This window comes from Rhodobacter capsulatus (genome assembly GCF_003254295.1).
GTDB classification, from domain to species: Bacteria; Pseudomonadota; Alphaproteobacteria; order Rhodobacterales; family Rhodobacteraceae; genus Rhodobacter; species Rhodobacter capsulatus.
The window spans coordinates 121985-142316 of sequence record NZ_QKZO01000003.1 but is presented as its reverse complement, the minus strand read 5'-3'; the positions used below and the strand labels follow the sequence as shown (position 1 = coordinate 142316).

At 66.7% G+C, this 20332-nt stretch carries 23 protein-coding genes, 1 tRNA gene and 1 pseudogene; 12 read left to right on the top strand and 13 right to left on the bottom strand.

Going from position 1 to position 20332, the window contains the following annotated elements; all coding sequences use genetic code 11:
- Positions 1 to 57: 57 nt before the first annotated feature.
- On the top strand, positions 58 to 2211 hold the full coding sequence (locus LY44_RS05295; RefSeq protein ID WP_055209716.1) for a ComEC/Rec2 family competence protein: 2154 nt from the start codon (positions 58 to 60) through the stop codon (positions 2209 to 2211).
- Here LY44_RS05295 and lexA read toward each other — a convergent pair.
- The 5 genes from lexA to LY44_RS05270 form a co-directional block, all read right to left on the bottom strand.
- A complete protein-coding gene (lexA, locus tag LY44_RS05290) occupies positions 2205 to 2921 on the bottom strand; it encodes a transcriptional repressor LexA (RefSeq protein ID WP_055209715.1) in 717 nt (238 codons plus the stop codon). The two genes, LY44_RS05295 and lexA, sit on opposite strands and share 7 nt — an antisense overlap.
- Before the next feature lie 121 nt (positions 2922 to 3042).
- A complete protein-coding gene (gene moaC / locus LY44_RS05285; RefSeq protein WP_055209714.1) occupies positions 3043 to 3516 on the bottom strand; it encodes a cyclic pyranopterin monophosphate synthase MoaC in 474 nt (157 codons plus the stop codon).
- Positions 3510 to 4304 (bottom strand): indole-3-glycerol phosphate synthase TrpC, encoded by a 795-nt coding sequence (gene trpC / locus LY44_RS05280; protein WP_055209713.1) that lies wholly within the window; start codon positions 4302 to 4304, stop codon positions 3510 to 3512. The genes moaC and trpC overlap by 7 nt, the downstream gene beginning before the upstream one ends.
- Positions 4301 to 5311 carry an anthranilate phosphoribosyltransferase gene (gene trpD, locus LY44_RS05275; protein ID WP_055209712.1) on the bottom strand — a complete coding sequence of 337 codons (1011 nt, stop codon included), beginning with the start codon at positions 5309 to 5311 and terminating at the stop codon, positions 4301 to 4303. The genes trpC and trpD overlap by 4 nt, the downstream gene beginning before the upstream one ends.
- Positions 5308 to 5895, bottom strand: coding sequence for an anthranilate synthase component II (locus LY44_RS05270; RefSeq protein WP_055209711.1), 588 nt, complete (start codon positions 5893 to 5895; stop codon positions 5308 to 5310). Before LY44_RS05270 ends, trpD begins: the two co-directional genes overlap by 4 nt.
- Positions 5896 to 6042: 147 nt before the next feature.
- Between LY44_RS05270 and LY44_RS05265 the strand changes: the two genes are divergently transcribed.
- Positions 6043 to 7449, top strand: a complete 1407-nt coding sequence (locus tag LY44_RS05265; RefSeq protein WP_111395973.1) for a divergent polysaccharide deacetylase family protein — start codon at positions 6043 to 6045, stop codon at positions 7447 to 7449.
- A gap of 211 nt (positions 7450 to 7660) precedes the next feature.
- Here LY44_RS05265 and trpE read toward each other — a convergent pair whose 3' ends face one another.
- The 6 genes from trpE to fabI form a co-directional block, all read right to left on the bottom strand.
- Positions 7661 to 9169 carry an anthranilate synthase component I gene (gene trpE / locus LY44_RS05260; RefSeq protein ID WP_055209888.1) on the bottom strand — a complete coding sequence of 503 codons (1509 nt, stop codon included), beginning with the start codon at positions 9167 to 9169 and terminating at the stop codon, positions 7661 to 7663.
- A gap of 11 nt (positions 9170 to 9180) precedes the next feature.
- Positions 9181 to 11028: a SurA N-terminal domain-containing protein gene (locus LY44_RS05255; RefSeq protein WP_081024528.1), complete on the bottom strand. Its 1848-nt coding sequence runs from the start codon at positions 11026 to 11028 to the stop codon at positions 9181 to 9183.
- Between the two features lie 64 nt (positions 11029 to 11092).
- Positions 11093 to 12271: an aminotransferase gene (locus LY44_RS05250; RefSeq protein ID WP_055209880.1), complete on the bottom strand. Its 1179-nt coding sequence runs from the start codon at positions 12269 to 12271 to the stop codon at positions 11093 to 11095.
- Positions 12272 to 12424: 153 nt separating this feature from the next.
- The gene (gene gpt, locus LY44_RS05245) at positions 12425 to 12931 is read right to left on the bottom strand and encodes a xanthine phosphoribosyltransferase (RefSeq protein WP_013068061.1); all 507 of its coding nucleotides are present in this window, start codon (positions 12929 to 12931) and stop codon (positions 12425 to 12427) included.
- A 10-nt stretch (positions 12932 to 12941) separates the two neighbouring features.
- Entirely contained in the window at positions 12942 to 13559 is a 618-nt protein-coding gene (locus LY44_RS05240; protein WP_055209879.1) for a LysE family translocator, read from the bottom strand.
- 1 nt (position 13560) lies between these two features.
- Entirely contained in the window at positions 13561 to 14382 is an 822-nt protein-coding gene (fabI, locus tag LY44_RS05235; protein ID WP_055209878.1) for an enoyl-ACP reductase FabI, read from the bottom strand.
- A 125-nt stretch (positions 14383 to 14507) separates the two neighbouring features.
- Here fabI and pdxH point away from each other — a divergent pair, with 125 nt between their 5' ends.
- The 4 genes from pdxH (at position 14508) to LY44_RS05215 (ending at position 16444) form a co-directional block, all read left to right on the top strand.
- Positions 14508 to 15131 carry a pyridoxamine 5'-phosphate oxidase gene (pdxH, locus tag LY44_RS05230; RefSeq protein ID WP_055209877.1) on the top strand — a complete coding sequence of 208 codons (624 nt, stop codon included), beginning with the start codon at positions 14508 to 14510 and terminating at the stop codon, positions 15129 to 15131.
- A 184-nt stretch (positions 15132 to 15315) separates the two neighbouring features.
- Positions 15316 to 15849: a cold-shock protein gene (locus tag LY44_RS05225; RefSeq protein ID WP_055209876.1), complete on the top strand. Its 534-nt coding sequence runs from the start codon at positions 15316 to 15318 to the stop codon at positions 15847 to 15849.
- A complete protein-coding gene (locus tag LY44_RS05220; protein WP_081024527.1) occupies positions 15768 to 16319 on the top strand; it encodes a DUF192 domain-containing protein in 552 nt (183 codons plus the stop codon). The genes LY44_RS05225 and LY44_RS05220 overlap by 82 nt, the downstream gene beginning before the upstream one ends.
- A gap of 48 nt (positions 16320 to 16367) precedes the next feature.
- Positions 16368 to 16444 (top strand) — tRNA-Pro (locus LY44_RS05215).
- 167 nt (positions 16445 to 16611) lie between these two features.
- On the opposite strand, the gene LY44_RS05210 is transcribed toward LY44_RS05215, so the two are convergent.
- On the bottom strand, positions 16612 to 16977 hold the full coding sequence (locus tag LY44_RS05210) for a hypothetical protein (protein WP_055209875.1): 366 nt from the start codon (positions 16975 to 16977) through the stop codon (positions 16612 to 16614).
- A gap of 4 nt (positions 16978 to 16981) precedes the next feature.
- Positions 16982 to 17398, bottom strand: coding sequence for a hypothetical protein (locus LY44_RS05205; RefSeq protein ID WP_055209874.1), 417 nt, complete (start codon positions 17396 to 17398; stop codon positions 16982 to 16984).
- A 365-nt stretch (positions 17399 to 17763) separates the two neighbouring features.
- Between LY44_RS05205 and LY44_RS18505 the strand changes: the two genes are divergently transcribed.
- The 6 genes and pseudogenes from LY44_RS18505 to LY44_RS05180 form a co-directional block, all read left to right on the top strand.
- On the top strand, positions 17764 to 17901 hold the full coding sequence (locus LY44_RS18505) for an HNH endonuclease (protein ID WP_317617964.1): 138 nt from the start codon (positions 17764 to 17766) through the stop codon (positions 17899 to 17901).
- Entirely contained in the window at positions 17894 to 18190 is a 297-nt protein-coding gene (locus LY44_RS05195) for a hypothetical protein (RefSeq protein WP_055209873.1), read from the top strand. Before LY44_RS18505 ends, LY44_RS05195 begins: the two co-directional genes overlap by 8 nt.
- On the top strand, positions 18171 to 19019 hold the full coding sequence (locus LY44_RS17590; RefSeq protein WP_146707201.1) for a hypothetical protein: 849 nt from the start codon (positions 18171 to 18173) through the stop codon (positions 19017 to 19019). Before LY44_RS05195 ends, LY44_RS17590 begins: the two co-directional genes overlap by 20 nt.
- Before the next feature lie 170 nt (positions 19020 to 19189).
- Entirely contained in the window at positions 19190 to 19474 is a 285-nt protein-coding gene (locus LY44_RS05190) for a head-tail connector protein (RefSeq protein WP_055209886.1), read from the top strand.
- A 1-nt stretch (position 19475) separates the two neighbouring features.
- Positions 19476 to 19955: an HK97 gp10 family phage protein gene (locus LY44_RS05185; protein ID WP_081024526.1), complete on the top strand. Its 480-nt coding sequence runs from the start codon at positions 19476 to 19478 to the stop codon at positions 19953 to 19955.
- A pseudogene (locus LY44_RS05180) lies at positions 19948 to 20298 on the top strand (DUF3168 domain-containing protein); the annotation flags it as partial. The gene LY44_RS05185 and the pseudogene LY44_RS05180, both read left to right, overlap by 8 nt.
- Between the last annotated feature and the right edge of the window lie 34 nt (positions 20299 to 20332).

The following is a 20332-nucleotide window of genomic DNA, read 5'->3' as shown; positions in this document are numbered from 1 at the left end:
TGATGCCCGTAGGCTTGCTTGAGCGTTTCTCTAATGCAGGAGGGGGCGACAGGACAAGTGGCGCAGGCATCGGCGGTGCATCGGGACGGGATCCGGCGTCGCATTGCGGGGCTTTGGGCGGGCTTGGCCGATCCTTTGGCGGCGCTCGATCGGGCGCAGCTTGACCGGGTGCTTTGGGCGCCGCTGGGCCTTGGCTGTGGCGTCGGGCTCTATTTCGCGCTGCCCTTCGAACCCGGGGGGCCGGTCTTCGCCGGGTCTGTCCTTCTGATCCTGCTTTCGGTGCTGTCATGGCGGCGCGGTCCGGGCTTTCTGCGCCTGCCCGCGACGCTGGTTCTGATGGCGGCGCTGGGTCTTCTGTCGGCCAGTTGGCGTGCCCATTCCGTCGCGGCTCCGGTGCTGCCCTTCAATTATTACGGCCCGGTCGAGGGGCGGATCACCGGCATCGACCGCTCGGCGCGCGACGTGATCCGCCTCACCCTCGATCAGGTTCGTCTGCCCCGGGTCGCCCCCGAGGCCTTGCCCGCCAAGGTCCGCATCGCGCTGCATGGCGACATCAGCAGCCTTGCCCCCGAGCCCGGTCTGCGCGTCGCCACGACCGCGCATCTGAGCCCGCCCGCCGAGCCGATCGCCCCCGGGGCCTGGGATTTTCGCCGCAACGCCTGGTTCTCGGGGCTGGGCGCCTTGGGCTACACCCGCAGCCCGGTGGTGGTGATCGCGCCGCCCGAGGACGATTGGGCTCTGGCCGCGCATCGGCTGCGGATGCGGCTTTCGGCGGCGATGCAGGACCGGATCGGCGGTCAGGCGGGGGCGGTGGCGGCGGCCTTGATGACGGGGGACCGCTCCGGGATTTCCGAGGCGACGAATGCGACGCTGCGCGCCTCGAACCTGTACCACATCGTCTCGATTTCCGGGCTGCACATGGGGATGCTGGCCGGTTCCGTCTTTGGCGCGCTGCGCTGGGGTCTGGCGCTGGCCGGGCCTTTCGCGCTGATCTGGCCGACGAAAAAGATCGCCGCCGCCGTCGCGCTGATCGCCTCGACGGCGTATCTCTGGGTCTCGGGCGGCGATATCGCCACGCAGCGGGCCTGGATCATGACGGCGGTGATGCTGGTGGCGATCTTGCTCGACCGGCGCGCGCTGAGCCTGCACACGGTGGCGCTTGCGGCGATTTTGCTTTTGTTTCTGTGGCCCGAGGCGCTGACCGGCCCGGGCTTTCAGATGTCCTTTGCCGCCACCGTGGCGCTGATCCTGATGGCGACGCCCTGGGCTGAGCATCACCACCGCCTGCCGTGGGTGGCGCGCCCGGTGCTCCTGCTGGTGCTGACCTCGCTGATTGCGGGGCTGGCGACGGCGCCGATCGCCGCGGCGCATTTCGGGCGGATGTCGCAGTACGGCATGCTGGCAAACCTGCTTGCGGTGCCGGTGATGGGGATCGTGGTGATGCCCGCGGGGGTGCTGGCCGCGGTGCTGGCGCCGCTGGGTCTGGCCGGGCCCGCGCTCTGGCTGATGGGGCTGGGCACCGACTGGGTGCTTGCGGTGGCCGAGGTCGTCGCCGGGCTGGCGGGGGCGCAGAGCTTCGTGCCCGCGCCGCCCGGCTGGGTGCTGCCGGTGCTGGCGCTTGCCTCCGGGGCGGCGGTGCTCTCGCGCGGCGCGTTTCGGTCGGCGATGGTCGCGCTGGGGCTGCTCGCCGGTGCCGGTTGGGCGCTTGCGCCCCGTCCGGCGCTGCTGATCGCGCCCGGGGGCGCGCTGGTCGGGCTGATGACGTCCGAGGGGCGGGCGCTGTCGAAAGCTGCGCCCAGCTTCACCGCCGAGGGCTGGCTGGAGGCCGATGGCGATGCGGTCCCGCCCAAGGAGGCCGCGGCGCGGGCGGGGTTCAGCGGCAAGAGGGGGGTCCGGCAGGCCGACTGGCAGGGCAGGCGGCTTTGGCACCTGTCGGGCAAGGCGGCGCTGGACAATCTGGAAAAAGCCTGCCGGGACGGGGCCTTGGTCGTGCTGGATACCGGCGCGCCGAAGGGGTTCAAGGGGGATTGCCGACTTTATGACACCCGCAAGCTTGCCCGCAGCGGGGCGCTGTCTTTCGATGCTTCGGGGCAGATGCGTTCGGCGCGCGAGGAGGCTGGGCAGAGGCTCTGGACCGATCCGCCGCGCCGCAAGACGCCGCCCGAAGAGCGGACGGCGCCAGACCCGGACCCGTCCGGGGGCACTCAGTAGCTGCGGATCAGCCCGACCAGACGGCCCTGCACCTTCACCTGATCCTCGCGCAGAAGCCGCGTCTCATAGGCCGGGTTCGCGGCCTCGAGCGCGATCATCCCGCCGCGGCGGTAATAGCGCTTCAGCGTCGCCTCCAGATCCTCGACCAGGGCCACGACGATATCGCCATTCTCGGCGGTGGTCTGGTTGCGGATCACCACGATGTCGCCATCGTTGATCCCCGCCTCGATCATGGAATCGCCTTTGACTTCAAGGGCGTAATGCTCGCCGCGGCCAGAGAGCATCGATCCCGGAACGGTGACGTGATGCGCCACCTCGGCAATCGCCTCGATCGGTACGCCGGCCGCGATCCGCCCCATCATCGGAATGTCCAGCGCCGCCGTCGCCACCGGCAGGGCCTCGCGCGGCGGTTCGGTCCGGCCACCCGCGATCACCGTCGGCGTGAAGGCCGGTTGCGTCTGCAGGCTGCGTTCCGCCGCGGCGGCGCGTTCCATCGACTCGGGCAGCTTGACGATTTCCAGCGCCCGGGCGCGATGCGCGAGACGGCGGATGAAACCGCGTTCCTCCAGCGCCGTGATCAGCCGGTGGATCCCGGATTTGGAACGCAGATCCAGCGCATCCTTCATTTCGTCAAAGGACGGCGGAACTCCGTCACGCGCCATGCGCTTTTGGATAAAATCCAGAAGTTCCAATTGCTTGTGCGTCAGCATCCGGTTGCCCCCCCGCTTGCGTCCTGGCTCGGTGTTCCGCAGGTGTTCTATCCCCGTTCCCGTTTCGTGTCAATGACACCCCCGGTCTTGGCGTTAACGCGCTGGCAAGGATTGGGCGGTCTCAGGGCGTCGCGCGATAGGGGCCGGACTTGCCGCCGTCTTTCGACACCAGTCGTATCCCCTCGATATGCATCGATTTTTCGGCGGCTTTCAGCATGTCGTAAAGGGTCAGCGCCGCCCCTGAAACCGCGGTCAGCGCCTCCATTTCAACCCCGGTCGGGCCGGTGGTCTTCACCGTCGCCACGATCCGCACCCCGGGCAGCGCGGGGTCGGGGGTCAGCTCGACCGCGACTTTCGACAGCGCCAAGGGATGACAGAGCGGGATCAGATCGGCGGTCTTTTTCGCCGCCATGATCCCCGCCACCCGCGCGATGCCCAGCACGTCGCCCTTTTCCGCGCTGCCCGCAAGCACCAGCGCCAAGGTCTCGGGCGCCATCACGATCACCCCCTCGGCCACGGCCACGCGCGTCGTCGGCACCTTGTCCGACACATCGACCATATGGGCTTTGCCCGCTTCGTCGAAATGCGTCAGCATGTCAAAAGCGCCCGGGTGGCCGCCGCAACATCGGCCTGCCGCATCAGGCTTTCGCCGATCAGGAAGCGCCGCGCCCCGACCTCGGCCATCGCCGCCATGTCTTCGGGGGTGAAGATGCCGCTTTCGCAGACCAGCTCGCGCCCCTCGGCCAGGATCGTCGGCGCCAGCTGACGGGTCACATCCAGCGTCACCTCGAAGGTCTTCAGATTGCGGTTGTTCACCCCAAGCAGTGGCGATTTCAGCCATTTCAGCGCGCGGTCAAGCTCGGCGCCGTCATGCACCTCGATCAAGACATCCATGCCCCAGCCCGTCGCCGCGTCCTCCAGATCGACCGCCAGCGCATCCTCGAGAGAGGCCATGATGATCAGGATGCAATCGGCGCCCCAGGCGCGGGCCTCGGCGACCTGATAGGGGTCGTAAAGGAAATCCTTGCGCAAGGCGGGCAGGGCACAGGCATTCCGCGCCGCGATCAGATAGTCAGGGGCGCCCTGAAAGCTGGGCGTGTCGGTCAAGACCGAAAGACAGGCCGCGCCGCCCTCTTCATAGGCGCGTGCGAGGGCAGGCGGGTCGAAATCCGGCCGGATCAGCCCTTTCGAGGGCGAGGCCTTCTTGATTTCCGCAATCAACCCATAGCCTTGCGCGGATTTCTTGCGCAAAGCCTCGGCAAAGCCGCGACACGGCGCCTGCGCCCGCGCCTGCGCCTCAAGCTCGGCGAAAGACACCCGGGCCTTCGCCGCGGCGACTTCTTCAAGCTTGTAGGCCTTGATCCGGTCGAGGATATTCGTCATGCGCCCAGCACCTCGCGCAGCGCCACCAGCCGCGCCTTGGCCGCGCCCGAGGCCAGGCTTTCCGCCGCCATCTCGGCCCCCGCTTTCAGATCGCCCGCCTTGCCCGCCACCACCAGCGCGGCCGCCGCGTTCAGCACCACCGCATCGCGGTAAGCGCCCGTGCGGCCATCCAGCAAGTCGTTGAAGGCGCGGGCATTCTCGGCCGGTTCGCCGCCGATGATCGCCTCGAACGGATGCGTGGGCAGACCGGCTTCCTCGGGGTGGACCTCGAATTCCGAAATCTCGCCATTGCGCAGGGCCGCGACCCAGCTCACGCCGCAGATCGACAGCTCATCCGTGCCGTCCGAGCCATGCACGAGCCAGGCGGCCTCGGACCCGAGCGCCTTCAGCACCTCGGCCATCGGTCGGATCCAGGCGCGCGAAAACGCCCCGGTCAGCTGCCGTTTCACCCCGCCCGGATTGGTCAGCGGCCCGAGCAGGTTGAACACCGTGCGCGTGCCGAGTTCCACCCGCGTCGGGCCGATATGCTTCATCGCCGGATGGTGCATCGGCGCCATCAGAAAGGTGATCCCGGCATGGGAAAGCGCCTTTTCGGCGGCTTCGGGCCCTTTCATCACGTCAAGCCCCAGCGCCGTCAGCGCATCCGCCGCGCCGGATTTCGACGAAAGATTCCGGTTGCCGTGCTTGGCCACCGGCACGCCCGCCCCCGCCACCACGAAAGCCGTCGCGGTCGAGATGTTCAGCGTCCCCTTGCCATCGCCGCCGGTGCCGACAATATCCATCGCCCCCTCGGGTGCCACGATCCGATGCATCTTCGAGCGCATCACCGAAGCCGCGGCGGCGATTTCATCCACCGTCTCGCCGCGGGTGCGCAACGCCATCAGCAACCCGCCCATCTGCGCCGGGGTCGCCGCGCCGTTGAAAAAGATTTCAAACGCCGTCTCGGCCTCGGCACGGGTCAGCGGACGGTCGGCAGCAAGGCCGATCAGGGGCTTGAGTTCGCTCATGCGCTCACCTTCACTTTCGCTTCCGTCAGGAAATTGCGCAGCATCGCATGGCCATGTTCCGAGGCGATGGATTCGGGGTGGAACTGCACCCCCTCGATCAGCTTGTCGCGGTGCCGCAGCCCCATGATCATGCCGCTCTCCAGTTCCGCCGTGACCTCAAGGCACTCGGGCAGGGTTTCCCGTTCGACGATGAGCGAGTGATAGCGCGTCGCCTGAAACGGGCTGGGCAGACCGGCGAAGACGCCCTTGCCCCGATGGTGGATCGTGCCCATCTTGCCATGCACGATCTCGCCCGCGCGGATCACGCGTCCGCCAAAGGCCTCGCCGATCGTCTGATGGCCGAGACAGACGCCCAGAAGCGGCACGCCCGCCTCGGCCGCCGCCAGCGTCAGCGGCAGGCAGATCCCCGCCTGCGCCGGATCGCAGGGCCCGGGGGAAAGCACGATCGCCTCGGCGCCAAGGCCCATCGCTTCCTGCACATCCATCGCGTCGTTGCGCACCACCTTCACATCCGCGCCAAGCGCGCCGAAATAATGCACCAGGTTCCAGGTGAAACTGTCGTAGTTGTCGATCAGCAGAAGCATGCGCAATTCCTTTGGGCCGCCCGCATTCTGGGGGTGAACCGGGTCAGGCGTCGCGGTATAGATGTTCAGAGCAAGCGGCCGGGGTCAAGCCTTCAAGGCCGCGATGAAGGCGCGCAGAAAGCGGCACAGGATCAAAGAGGGGCAGCAATGGCAGGCGGTCTGATCAAGGGCATGGTTGCGGGGGTGGTCGTCTCGGGGCTGGGGCTTGGCACGGTCTCGCTGGTGCTGCCGCTGCCGTCGCAGGGCCCGGGCCGGACCGCGCCGCCCAAGGCCGCGCCGCTTGACCCCGCCCCCGCCGATCCCGCGCCCGCGCAGGCGGTGGCGCCGCCCGAAGGCCCGTCCGCCGCCGCCGCCGTGCCGCCGCTGCCCGAGACACCGCCCGCGAAATCCGAAACCGCCCGGCCCCCGCGGACCGGGGGGCCGCCCTCCGCCACGACCGAGCCGCCCGCGAGGCCCGAAACCGCGGTGACGCCGCCGGTGATCGCGCCGCCGCCGCAAACTCCCGCCGTCGCGCTCGACATCCCGCCGCAGGCCGAGCCTGCGATGCCGGTGCCGCCGCCCGGCATCGCCACCGCCCCCGATCTGCCCCCCGATCTGCCCCCCGCCGCGCCCGCACCCGCCGCTGGTCCGGGCGGCGAGATCACCCTGATGCCCGATGGCGCGCTGGTGCCGCCGGGCCCCGCGCGGCCGCGGGTGATCGTGCCGGGGCAAGGCGGGCCGGGCGAGGGGGGCGCGGGCTTCGCCTCGGCCGAGGGGACGAAGGTGAACCGCCTGCCGCAGGTGGGCTCGGCGCCGCAGGGCAGTTCCGTGCCGCCCTCGGGCGCGCCGGTGCCGCCCTTCGTGACCGACCCCGCGCCGCAGCCCGCGCCCGAAGCGACCGGCCCGGCGCTGACCCGCTTTGGCGCGGCTTTCGTGGAAAAGCCGGGCAAGCCCTATGTGACGGTGCTGCTCGTTGATGTCGGCACCACGGCGGGCGGGCTTGACGCGCAGACGATCGCGGCGCTGGGAAGCTGGGTGACGGTGGTGCTCGACCCCGCGGCCCCCGGCGTGACCGAGGCGGCCGCGACCTACCGTGCCGCCGGGCTCGAGGTGGCGATGCTGGCCGGGGCCCTGCCCGCGGGCGCGCAGGCGCAGGATCTCGAGGTGGCGCTGGCGGCCTGGCAGCGGGCGGTGCCGCAGGCGGTGGCGCTGGTCGAGCCGGAAACGCCGGTGCTGCAGGGCAAGGCGCCGCTTCTGGCGCAGGCGGAAAAGGCGCTCGCCGCCGAGGGCATGGCCTATGTGACGCAACCGGGCGGCATCGGCGCGCGGGCCACGAAAGACGTGCCGCGCGCGGGCATCTTCCGGGTTCTGGACGCGCGGCGCGACAAGGCGGCGGTGATCACCCGCACCCTCGGCCGCGCCGGGTTCGAGGCGGCCCGCGACGGCGCGACGGTCGTCATGCTCTCGGCCTGGCCCGAATCCGTCGCCGGTCTGACCGCCTGGGCCGCCGAGGAGGGGGCGAATTACAACCTCGCGCCGCTTTCGGCGCTGATCGGGGCAGGGAAGACCAAGTAAGCGCCGCGCCCGGCCCCCGGCAAGAGCGTATTTGCACCAAGAAGAAACGGCATGGGTTTCTTCTTGGCGCAAATACGCCCCTTTCCACGGGTTGCCCCGGGCGCCGCGGTCGCAGGTGCGTATTTCGGCCAAGAAAAAGCCCTCCCCGCAGGGAAGGCTGTCTTGAAGGCTGTTTTTTCTTGGCGCAAATACGCCCTTGGCGCGGGCGGGCTTAGAGGTTCGCCCGCCGCACGAACAGCCCCGCATCCTCCGCCGCGCGGCGCAGGGCCTTGGATTTGTTCACGGTTTCCTGGAACTCGGCCTCGGGGTCGCTGTCATAGACGACGCCACCGCCCGCCTGGATGTAAAGCGTCTGATCCTTCACCACCGCGGTGCGCAGCGCGATGCACATGTCCATTTCGCCATTCGCCGCAAAATAGCCCACGCCGCCGCCATAGATGCCGCGCTTTTCCGGCTCCAGCTCGTCGATGATCTCCATCGCCCGCACCTTCGGCGCCCCCGAGACCGTGCCCGCGGGCAGACCGGCCAGAAGCGCGGAAAGCGCATCTTCCCCCTCGGCCAGCTCCCCCACCACGTTCGAGACGATATGCATGACGTGGGAATAGCGCTCGATCACGAATTTCTCGGTCGGCCGCACCGTGCCGATCTTCGCCACCCGGCCCACATCGTTGCGGCCCAGATCCAGCAGCATCAGATGCTCGGCCAGTTCCTTCTTGTCCGCCAGAAGATCGGCTTCCAGCGCCTTGTCTTCCGCGGGCGTCGCGCCGCGGGGGCGGGTGCCCGCGATCGGGCGGATCGTCACCTCGCCGTCGCGCAGCCGCACCAGGATTTCGGGGCTGGCGCCGACGATCTGGAACCCGCCGAAATTCAGGAAAAACATGAAGGGCGAGGGGTTGGTGCGCCGCAAGCTCCGGTAGAGCGCAAAGGGCGGCAGCGGAAAATCCGCCGACCAGCGCTGCGCGGGCACGACCTGAAAGATGTCGCCCGCGCGAATATACTCTTTCGCCTTTTCCACCGCGGCCTTGTAGCCCTCGGGGGTGAAGTTCGATTGCAGCGGCCCGACCTGCGCCGCCTCACCCATCTCGCGGCCCTGCGCCGGGCTGCGGTCAAGATCGCGAAGCGCATCCATCACCCGTTCGGCGGCCTGCGCATAGGCCGCCCGCGCCGAAAGCCCCGAGCCCTGAAACGCGGGCGCACAGAGGATCACATCGCCCTTGACCCCATCGAGCACCGCGACGACCGAGGGCCGCATCAGCACCGCATCGGGCACGCCCAGCGGATCGGGGTTGACGTTCGGCAGATGCTCGACCAGCCGGATCGTGTCATAGCCCAGATAGCCGAACAGCCCCGCCGCCGCGGCGGGCAGGCCCTCGGGCATGTCGATGCGGCTTTCGGCAATCAGCGCGCGCAGGGATTCGAACGGATGGCCGGGCAGATCTTCGAAGCCGTCCTCGAACCGCGCCTGCCGGTTGATCCGCGCCCGCTCGCCGCGGCATTCCCAGATCACGTCGGGCTTCATGCCGATGATCGAATAGCGGCCCCGAACCTCGCCGCCGGTCACCGATTCCAGCATGAAGCTGTTCTTTTGCGCATCCGCCAGCTTCAGCATCAAGGACACCGGCGTGTCCAGATCGGCCGCCAGCCGCGCATAGACCAGCTGGTTGCGGCCCGCGGCCCAGGCGGTTTCGAAGGCGTCATAACCGGGGAAAAGCGCGACCATCGCGGCCTCCGTCACTGAAACTGCGCTTGCACGGCAGCGATCATCGCGCTGTCGAGGGTGATCCCGGCCTCGGCCTGCGCGGCGCGGGCATAAAAGGCCGCCAGATCGGCGCCGATCATCTGGCCCAGACGGGTGTCGAAGGTCTTGCGCAGCTGCACGAGTTCGGGATCGGCCAGATCGGCCGGTTTCACCGCGCGCACCAGCAGAACGAAGACCTTCTCGCCCTCGGTCAGGGTCGCGGATTGCCCCGCAGCCGTCGCGAAAGCGGTCTGGGCAAGGCCCTGCGGCGCGCCTTCGACAAAGCCGCCGCGCGGCAGATCGGGGGCGGATTTCTCCTCCAGCCCCTGCGCCGCCAGGGTCTGACCGGCCACAGCCGTCGCGCCCGCCGCTTCGGCCTTCGCCTGTTTCGCCTTCACCACCTCGGCCTTGCGCCAGCTGGCCTCGACCTTGTCGCGCAGCTGATCAAAGGGGATCGGCGCCGCCGCCGTCACCCCGTCCAGCCGCAGCGCGAAGACGCCGCCATCTTCCAGCACCGCAAGTTCCGGGAAATCCTCGGTCGTGGCCTTGGCGGCGGCCTCGCGGAAGGCGTCATAGGCGGCGATGCCGTCCCGGCTGTCGGCGGCCATCGAGATCTTGCCCGCCTGCATCTTCGTTTCCTTGACCATGTCCTCAAGCGTCGCGCCCGAGGCCAGACGGTCCTCCAGATCCGAGGTCATGTCGCCGATCATCCGGCGCGCCTTTTCCATCGCCAGCTCCGCCGCGATATCGCCGCGGGCTTCCTCGAAAGTGGTGGTCTCGCTCGGCGTCACCGCCTGAAAGTCGAACAGCGCCGGGCCAAGGTCGGTCTCATAGGGGCCGATGACGCCGGGGCTGGTCCGGGCAAAGACCGCTTCGCCCGCCGCGCCGCCGATCTCGTCTTGCGAGACATCGCCAAGGTCGATGTCGGCTGCGCTCAGCCCGCGCTCCTTCGCCAGATCGCTCAGGCTGGCCTCGCCCGCGGCGATCTTCGCCATCCCCGCCTCGGCCTCGGTCCTGGTCGGGAAGACCAGCTTCGACAGCCTGCGCCGTTCGGGCTGGATGTAGTCCGACTTGCGTTCGTCATAGGTGGCGCGCAGCTGCGCCTCGTCCACGGCGATGCCGTCCCTGAGCATCTCGGGCGTCAGCCAGACATAGGAGATCTCGCGGGTTTCGGGCCGGGTGAATTCGGCAAGATGCGCGTCGTAATGGGCTTTCAGCACCGCCGCATCGGGGCTGGCCGGGGCGATTCCCTCCGCGGGGATCTCGGCAAAGGTGACGTCGCGGGTCTCGCCCAGATAGCCGACATAGCCATCAAGCAGCGCCGCCGGGGCCTGCACGCCGCCCGCCACCGCGCCCTGCAGGATCGAGCGCGCGATATCGGCGCGCAACCGGGTTTCGAATTCCGTTTCGGTCAGGCCCTCGCGGCGCAGCACCTCGCGGTAGGTTTCGCGCTCGAAGCTGCCAGTGGCGCCCTGAAACGGCCGCGCGGCGCGGATCTGACGGCTCACCTCGGCATCGCCGACCGACAGCTCCAGCCTGCGCGCCTGTTCGCTCAGCGCCGCGGTGTTGAAAAGCTGCGCCTGCACGACCTGATCCAGCCCCATCGCCCGGACCTCGGACATGCTGGGCGCATGGCCGATCTGCGCCGCGACGGCGTTGATTTCCTGGCGCAGCGCCTGCGCATAGTCGCGCGCGGTGATCTCGCTCTCGCCCACCGCGCCGATGCTCTGGCCGCGGTTCGAGAAATTCCCGACCTGGTAGCCGCCAAGCCCCAGCACGATCATCGCCAGAAGCACCCAGACCGTCACGCTCTTGCCAGAGCTGCGCAGCATCGTCGACATCGGACCTCCCGGGGTTTTCTGGTCTTTTGCGGTGTTTAGGGCTTTGGGCGCGGGGCCGCAAGCGTCACGGGGTCAGGGCGGCAAGCCGTCTCATCAATTCCGCGATCCCCGCGGTGTCGATATTGGCAAAGGCGATGCGCAGATGCCGCGCGCCTGCCGGGTCGGTTGCGGGCATGAACATCGTGCCGGGCAAAAGCAGCACCGAGGCTTCGGTGACAAGGCGTTTGGCAAAGTCGGGCGCGGGCAGGGGCGAGGGATGGGTGACATAGGCGAAATAGGCGCCACAGCCGAGCGTCGTCCAGCCGGGCAGGGCGGCGAGCCCCGCGGTGATCGCGGCGCGGCGCGACAGGATCTCAGCGCGCTCGCCCGCGACCCAGTCGCGCAGGTGGCGCATCCCCCAAAGTGCTGCGATCTGGCCCAGCTGGCCGGGGCAGATCGCGACGGTATCGAGGAATTTTTCGACCTCGGCCAGCCGCGCGGGGCTGGCGATCATCGCGCCGACGCGGTGGCCGGTCAGCCGATAGGCCTTGGAAAACGAATATAGCTGGATCAGCGTATCGTCCCAATCAGGATCGGCGAAGAGATCATGCGGCGCGCCCGTGCGGGCGTCGAAATCGCGGTAGGTTTCGTCAAGGATCAGCGCCAGGCCGTGACGGCGGGCCAGATCGGCAAAGGCGCGCACCAGCGCGGCCGGATATTCGACGCCGCCCGGGTTGTTCGGCGTGACCAGCACGATGGCGCGGGTGGCAGGGGTGATCAGCGCCGCTGCATGATCCGGGTCGGGCAACAGCCCCGGCCCGGTGGGCAGCGGTACGGCGCGCACCCCCGCTATGTCGAGCCACATTTTATGGTTGAAATACCAAGGCGTTGGCAGAAGAGCTTCATCGCCTGCACCCGCCAGCGTGGCAATCGCCGCGCAAAAGGCCTGATTGCAGCCCTGGGTGATCGCGACCTGCGCCGGGCGGATCGCGCCGCCATAGGCCAGGGACCATTGCGCCGCCACCTCGGCGCGCAGATCGCCGTTGCCAAGGACGGGGCCGTAAAGATGCGCGGCGGGATTATCAAGCGCGGCTTCGGCGATCGCCTGGCGCAGCGCCAAGGGCGGCGGATCGACGGGCGCGGCCTGGGAGACGTTGATCAGGGGCCGCCCGGGCGGGAAGGTCACCCCTTCCAGCCAGCGCCGCGCCTCCATCACCGGGGGGGCAAAGGTAGCGGCAAGCGCGGGGTTCAGCGGCTGGATCATCGCGGGCTCCGGTCAGGGTCGCGCCACCCTTCCATTCGCTTGCGCCCTTGGCAAGGGTGGGACGCCTGCGGCGGGCGCGTATTTGCACCAAGAAAAAACCGGCTGCTTTTTCTTGGTGCAAATACGCCCTTTCGCGGGGGGGGGGGGCGAGGCTCAGTCGGTGCCGCGATAGGGCTGGACGTATTGCAGCGCCATGTCCCAGGGAAAGAAGATCCAGGTGTCTTGCGAGACTTCGGTGATGAAAGTGTCGACCTGTTCGCGGCCCTTGGGCTTGGCATAGACGGTGGCGAAATGCGCCTTGGGGTAAAGGCGGCGCACCAGCTCCAGCGTCCGGCCCGAGTCGACCAGATCGTCGATCACCAGGATGCCCTCGCCGTCGGCGCCCATCAGATCATCCTGCGGCGCCTTGATCACCACCGGGTCCGATTGGGTCTGGTGGTTATAGCCCTTGACCGAGATCGTGTCGATGATGCGGATGTTCAGCTCGCGCGCGATGATCGCCGCGGGGACCATGCCGCCGCGGGTGATGCCGACGATCGCCTTCCAGGCGCCATTGTCCGGCCCCTTGCCATCCAGCCGCCAGGCCAGCGCCCGCGCGTCGCGGTGCAGCTGGTCCCAGCTGACGTGAAAGCCTTTTTCGTGCGGCAAACGTTCGGCCATGGATGCCTCCTCAGGTCAGGGCAAGCTTCAGGCCCATCAGCCCCAGAAGCCCGCCGAAAATGCGGTCGATCAGCGTCTTCAGCCCCAGATAGGCGGCCCGTGTCCGGTCGAGCGAGAAGATCCGCGCCACCAGCACGTTCCAGACCGTGTCGTTGAAGAAGATGATGCCCAAAATGACGCCGTAAGCCCAGAAAGGCAGCACCGGCGGCAGGAAGGTCAGAAACACCGTGCCGAAGAAGACGGCCGGTTTCGGATTGGCCAGTTGCGCCGCGATGCCGCGCCAGACTTGGCCGAGCGCGGTGCGCTTCGCGTCGTCTTCGGGCAGGTCCATCGACATCGGCTCTGCCGAATGGCGCCACATCTTGTACGCCAGATAAAGCAGATAGCCCGCCCCCGCGAATTTCAGCACGGTGAGCAGGGTGGGGGCGATCCTGAACAGGATCGCCAGCCCGAACATCGCCGCCACCGCCCAGATGCAGGCGCCAAGGCCGATGCCGACGGCCAGCCAGGCGCCGCGCACGAAGCCCTCGCGCAGCGAGGTGCGGGCGGCCAGAAGCACCGCCGGACCCGGAGAGATCGCCGCCGCCAACGAAATCATGTAGATGCCGAAGAAGGCGGCGAAGCTCATCTCAGTCCTTGCGCCCCGTCACCACGTCGATATCGGGCGCATCCACCGCCTTCATGCCGACGACATGATAGCCCGCATCGACATGCAGGTTCTCGCCCGTGGTGCCCGAGCCCAGATCCGAGAGCAGGTAAAGCGCGGCCTTGCCGACCTCTTCCTGGGTCACGTTGCGGCGCAGCGGCGAATTCAGCTCGTTCCACTTCATGATGTAGCGGAAATCGCCGATGCCGCTGGCCGCCAGCGTCTTGATCGGCCCGGCCGAGATCGCGTTGCAGCGGATGCCAAGCTTGCCCAGATCCTCGGCGATATATTTCACCGAAGCCTCGAGCGCGGCTTTCGCCACGCCCATCACGTTGTAATGCGGCATCACCTGTTCGGCGCCGTAATAGGTCAGCGTCAGAAGCGAGCCCCCCGCCGGCATCATCGCGGCCGCGCGGGCGCAGACGGCGGTGAAGGAATAGACCGAAATGTCCATCGTCATGGTGAAGTTGCCGCGCGAGGTGTCGACATAGCGGCCGCGCAGCTCGTTCTTGTCGGAGAACCCGATCGCATGGACGACGAAATCGAGCGTCCCCCAGGCGTCCTTGAGACCGGCAAAGAGCGCATCCATGCTGTCTTCGTTCGCCACGTCGCATTCGAACAGAAGCGGCGTGCCAAGGCTTGCGGCCAGCGGCTCGACGCGCTTTTTCAGCGCCTCGCCCTGATAGGAAAAGGCCAGCTCGGCCCCCGCCTCGCCAAGCGCCTTGGCGATGCCCCAGGCGATCGACTTGTCATTGGCGAGCCCCATGATCAGGCCCCGTTTTCCCGCCATCAAGCCTGCCGTCATCTGGATTCTCCTGCTTGCCTCTGGAAAGTGCGCCTTCCTTAGGCGAAGATTGCAAAGTCAGCAAGGCGGGTTGACGTCGGGGCAACGGCGCCTTGGCGTCGCATCCTTCAGGGAAAGGGCAGGACATGAGCGACAGAACCGGCATCTTCGCGGGCGAGGATCCCTTTGCCCTGGCGCAATCCTGGCTGATCGAGGCCGAAAAGACCGAGATCAACGACCCGAATGCGATCGCGCTGGCCACCGTCGATGCCGAGGGGCTGCCGAATGTCCGCATGGTGCTGCTGAAAGAGATCGAGGGGCGGGACGCGCCCTCGGGCGGGGCGTTCCTATTCTACACCAATTACGGCTCTGCAAAGTCGGCCGAGATCACCGCGGCGGGCAAGGCCGCTTTCGTGATGCACTGGAAAAGCCTGCGCCGTCAGATCCGCGTGCGCGGGCTGGTCACGCGTGAGGAGGGGGCGCAGGCGGATGCCTATTACGCCTCGCGGTCGCTGAAATCGCGGCTGGGCGCCTGGGCGTCGCGGCAAAGTGAACCGCTCGCCTCGCGCACGGCGCTGATGGCCGAGGTGGCGAAGGTGACGGCGGCGCATGGCACCGCGCCGACGCGCCCGCCGTTCTGGGGCGGCTTCCGGATCGTGCCGCTCGAGATCGAATTCTGGGCCGATGGCGCCTTCCGGCTGCATGACCGGTTCCGCTGGCACCGCGCCGCGCCGGGCGCCGCCTGGGAAATCCTCCGGCTGAACCCCTGATCCTGACGCGGCGTCAGCCTGAAATGCCGCTCAAATTGGCTGCATTTCACGCTTCGCCAAGTGCAGCCTGCCCAAAAAGACAAGCCAAATCAGCTTGAATCCGGTTGCCAACCTGTGACAACTGGTCTGCAGCGCTCTGGCGGACCTCCACAGTCCCGGCGCATCAGAAAATGGACGGCAGCGGATGGTTGACGAAACGGGCGCGGCGCGTGAAGTCGCGGGTCGGGTGAAATGGTTCGACGCGGGCAAGGGCTTCGGCTTCATCCTCGACGGTGAGGGCGGACCGGACATTCTGCTCCACGCCAACGTGCTGCGCAATTTCGGACAAAGCTCGGTGGCCGACAATGCGGGCATCCGCGTGCTGGTGCAGGCGACGCCGCGCGGCGCGCAGGCGGTCGAGGTGCTGGAAATCTCGCCGCCCGAGACCGACACCCGGCTGGCGCCGATCGAGGATCTGGGCGAGACCGACCCCGAGGTGATCGCGGCGCTGCCGCTGGAACCGGCGCGGGTGAAGTGGTTCGACAAGGGCAAGGGATTTGGCTTTGCAAATGTCTTCGGGCGGCCCGAAGATGTGTTCATCCATGTCGAAGTGCTGCGCCGTTCGGGATTCGCCGATCTGGCGCCGGGAGAGGCGCTATGTCTGCGGGTGATCGAGGGGCGGCGCGGCCGGATGGCGGCGCAGATCACAAGCTGGGAAGCGGCGCTGCGCGCGCGCTGAGCCGGTTGTTCGGGCTGTCGGCGCTGGCTCTGGTCTGGGCCGGGGCGGCCTTGGGCGCGGAGTGCGACCGGGCCGGTTTCGCGGCGGCCCGGCAGGGGCAGGGGCCCGCGGTCTTGTGCATCGAGGGCGCAAAGGGTCCGGTACGGCTCAGCGTCGAGATCGCCGATACCGAGGCCGAGCGCGAACGCGGCCTGATGGGGCGGCGGGATCTGCCCCCCGGCACCGGGATGATTTTCGTCTATCCGACGCCGCGGCGGGTGGCCTTCTGGATGCATGACACGCCGCTGCCGCTTGACATGCTGTTCATCGACGCCGCGGGCCGCATCGAGTCGCTGAAGGAAAACGCCCGTCCCTATGATGACACGCCGATCTGGTCGGCCGGTCCGGTGCTTTACGTGCTGGAGATCGCGGGCGGGCAGGCGACGGCGCTGGGGCTGAGCCCCGGTCAACGCGTTGCGCCGCTTGACTGAGGCATTTCCCCTTTTCAGCGCCCGCCGCTGCCGTTATGGAAGGCAAAGCGGGGCGTAGCGCAGCCTGGTAGCGCGTCTGTTTTGGGTACAGAAGGTCGTGAGTTCGAATCTCGCCGCCCCGACCAATCCGAATTTCCATTTATAATCGACGGCTTAGGTGTGGTTTTGGTCGGCTGTGTGTTACAGTCTGGCGTGTGTAACACATGGGCTTTCCGGTTGGGCCGACTCGCCTGTGACATGAAAACGGGCGAGGTTTTCACCCCGCCCGCGTGCTTGATGATAACGCCGGGGATCAGGCGGCTTCGAGCCTGCGTTCGACGGCGGCAAGAACGTCTTCGAGAAGGTCCGGTGGTCTCTGCGCAAGGGCGTCATCGGCTTCGTCGCGTTCGAGCGATTTCAGAACAAGATCGCGCTTGATCCGCGCGACCTTGGCTTCAGCTTCGGCACGTCGAAGCTCGGCTTCGCCTTTCCTAGCCGCATAGGTAGCGCGCTGATCTTTCTTTTGTTTCTCATAGGCGACAGGATCGCGCTCTTCCTTCCACCGTCTCGCGTTACGTTCTGCGCGCTTTCGCTCATTCTCGGCCTTGATGTCGGCCAGCAGCGCTTCGAGCTTAGCCGTTTTCCATGCAGGCGCTTGCCTTTCGTTGTTGGCTGTCATGGCGTTATATTATCGCATAAACCTTCATCGGGCGGGGCGGCGTTGCAGCGTCGCCCCTTTCTTGTTCGGCCGCGCGCGCGATTGCTTCGCCAAGGTCAACCGCAACGTCGAGTGCGAGAGGGAACTCTCGTTTGGTGAGGCCGGAGACAAGCTTCAAGCCATTGCCCGCGCGTTTGACCTGAATACCCGACAGCGCGGCGAGCCCTTCGAGCCATTGCTTCTTGCGCTCGGGATCGACCGAGAGGGTCGCGGCCCCTTTAAGCACATCTGCAAGCGTCGGGCCTTGATCCATCGGCACGGCAGCGTCAAAGCCGTTTGCGGTGATGATGATTTCGGCGCCTGTCCTTTGCACGACGACACCGGGCACAGTCGCCGGGATGGTGCCAGCCGCGATCTCTGACCGGACGAACCGGGCGATCACTTCGGCAATGGTGGTGTGCCTCGCCTCGGCGATCTGGCGCAGTTGTTCGATACGTTCCGAGGGAAGGCGGATACACCCCCGCGCGACTGCGCGAGATCGAAGAGCTGGGCTTCGACCCGGCCTTGGACCGCGAGGGCCTGCGCCGTCTGAAAGCGATGACCTGACATGCCCCGCCCGCCCCATATCTGCGCCTGTGGCCACCTTGTGGCGCGCGCTGCACTTGCCAGAAAGACGCCGACCGCGCCCGCAAGCGCCGCCACGATGCAAAACGCCCCTCGGCCCGCGAGCGCGGTTACACGACTGATTGGGAAAAAGAGCGCGCGGCGTTCCTGCTTTGCCACCCCTGTTGCGCGCTCTGCGGGGCGGTGGCGAGCGTGGTCGATCACATCACCCCGCACCGGGGGAACAAGGCGCTCTTCTGGGACCGCTACAACTGGCAAGCGCTCTGCAAGCCCTGCCATGACCGGGTGAAGCAAAGGCAAGAGCGGGCGGGCGATGTTTGAGGCGCCTGCACGCCGGAACCCCGAGCGGAACCTGTGGCTTGAGGTGCTTTATCGCACGGTGGAAGACGCGACCAAAGGGCCGCGCCATGTGCCCAAGCCCGCCGACAAAGCCCTGATCATGCGCGAGGCGCGCGACTACCTGACCCGGCCGAGTCGCGACCTTGCAATGGTCTGCGCACTGGCCGGGGTGGACATGGGAGCCGTGATTGCCCGGATGCGGGAGAATCTATCAAAGGATCTGAGATCGGAGCGGCCGCGCGCAAAAATTGTTGACTCTCGCAAAATTTAATCAAGATAATGCAAAATTGCAGGCCATTTCTGGAGTCTCTTTTATGTCACTCGTAAGCTTTGCACCTCCCGGCTTGTTCAAATTTTGCGCACCGGAGCATAATATCTTCAATGGCTGCAATACTATTAGGGTTGGAACTCTTTGGGGCTTTAGAGATGAAGAAAATGCTCACCTTAGGGATGAAGGAGAGGGGACGTTAGATTATAAGATTCGATTTCCTGATTTAACGCCAGTTTCAAATGAATGGATTTCTGAAATCGGCGGAGATATCGCCAGAAATGTGCATATTGGTCAAATGCAGTTTTCCAACGGAATATTTTCCATCCGCGAAGCCAGCATTGCAGCCTCCTACGCGAATTGCTGGGTCTTTTGCGTATCAACCACTTCAGACGCGGCCGGAAATATTTCTTGTGCTCACAACTCCAAGTGGACCATACCGGGTGAAAAGGTTACCGACTTTGCGACATATATTGCGCAATTGCTTTGGGAAAGCGTTGATTTGCTTGATCTCCCCGCAACCATAAGAGACACAAAGAGTCTTCAAGAGATACAGAGAGGGCTGTCATTAAATGCGGAAATGCGCCCCGTCACTTATAGGGACAGAGTCATTATTGCAACATGCGAAGAAGACTTCCCCGTATCTGAAGTGAGAGCCCTGAAGGAGAGCATTCCATTTATTAAACCCAGATCATTTGAGTCCGAGAGAGAATTTAGATTTCTATTTCACTTGTCATATCAGGGCAAAAGAATTTCGATAGAGAACAGGCCAAAGATCCTCAAGTTGCGACCAATAGATTCTCTGGCGCAAGAGTGGAAACCCCGGGCATAAACGCACAACCTTATGTGCCGGGCGTGTCATTGATTTTGCGGAACCTTCCCCGGACCGGCGGGGGGAGGTCTGCGCAGGATGGGCGCTAAATAACTTTTTCGCAGACTCTTCAAACCGTTGAAGGCATGTGTTACATTATCACGCATGCCTTTCTTGACGAGTTTTCGAGTATGCCTTTCGTTACCGTGCCCGAGCTGAAAGCCCAGCTCAACATCGACCACGACCTTGATGATGCGCTTTTGTCGCACCAGATCGACGCAGCCGAAGCCCATGTCGCAAGCTTCATCGGTGCGCCGCTGACCGAGCCCCTTCCGGCCGCGATCCGGCAAGCGGTGCTGATGCTGGCCGCCTTCTGGTATGAGGCCCGCGAGGCCGCGCAGGCCGGGGGTGCGCCCTATGCCGTGCCATTCGGGGTGCATGACCTCTTGCAACCTCATCGGGTCTGGGTGGTCTGACATGGCCGAGCTGGACCTGAACGCCCAAGCCGCCCGGCTGGCGCGGCGCCTTGAAGCGATTCCCGCAACCGTTCTGGAATCCCTGCGCCCCGCCGTGGTGCAGGCGGCCGAAGACCTTGCCGCCACCGCGCGCAGCCTTGCCCCCGAGGCCGAGGGTGATCTGAAGGCGTCGATCGTCGTGACCCCGCCCGGCGCCGAGACCCCGGCTTATGCCGAAGGCGGCGGCCGTCGCATCGCGGGGGGCAATCAGGCGCTTATCACGGTGGGCAACCCCGAACAGCGACACGGCCACCTTTTCGAGTTCGGCACGAAGCCGCATGTGAACGCCGGGCAATTCGCGGGCACGCAGCACCCCGGCACCGCGGCGCAGCCCTTCCTTCTGCCCGCCGCGCGTCTGACCGAGGATCGCGCCCGGCGCCGGATCGCCCGCGCGATCGGTCAAGCCGTGCGCAAAGCCGCGCAAGGGGGGGATCATGCTTGACCCGGCTCTTGCCTTTCAAACCGCGGTGCGCGCGGCGCTGATCACCGCGCCCGAGGTGCTGGCCCATGTGCAGCCCGCGAACATTCGCGCAGGCAGCATCCGCCCCGAGCGCCTGCCTTCGGTGGTGCTGGGCGATGCCCGCACCGAGTTCCTGGGCTGCGCGGCCGGTTCGCAGCGTCTCGCGCGGGTGTTCGTGACGCTGCACATCTGGGCGCAGGAAGACGGTGCCGACACCGCGCGCCAGATCGGGGCGGCGATCCATGCCGCGCTGGAGTTCGGGCCGAAAGACACGGCCGAGATCAGCCTCGACGACTGGGCGCAACCGTGCCTGGTCTGGCTGCGCGACCCGCAGCCCGAAGGTGTGTGGCGCAGTCCGG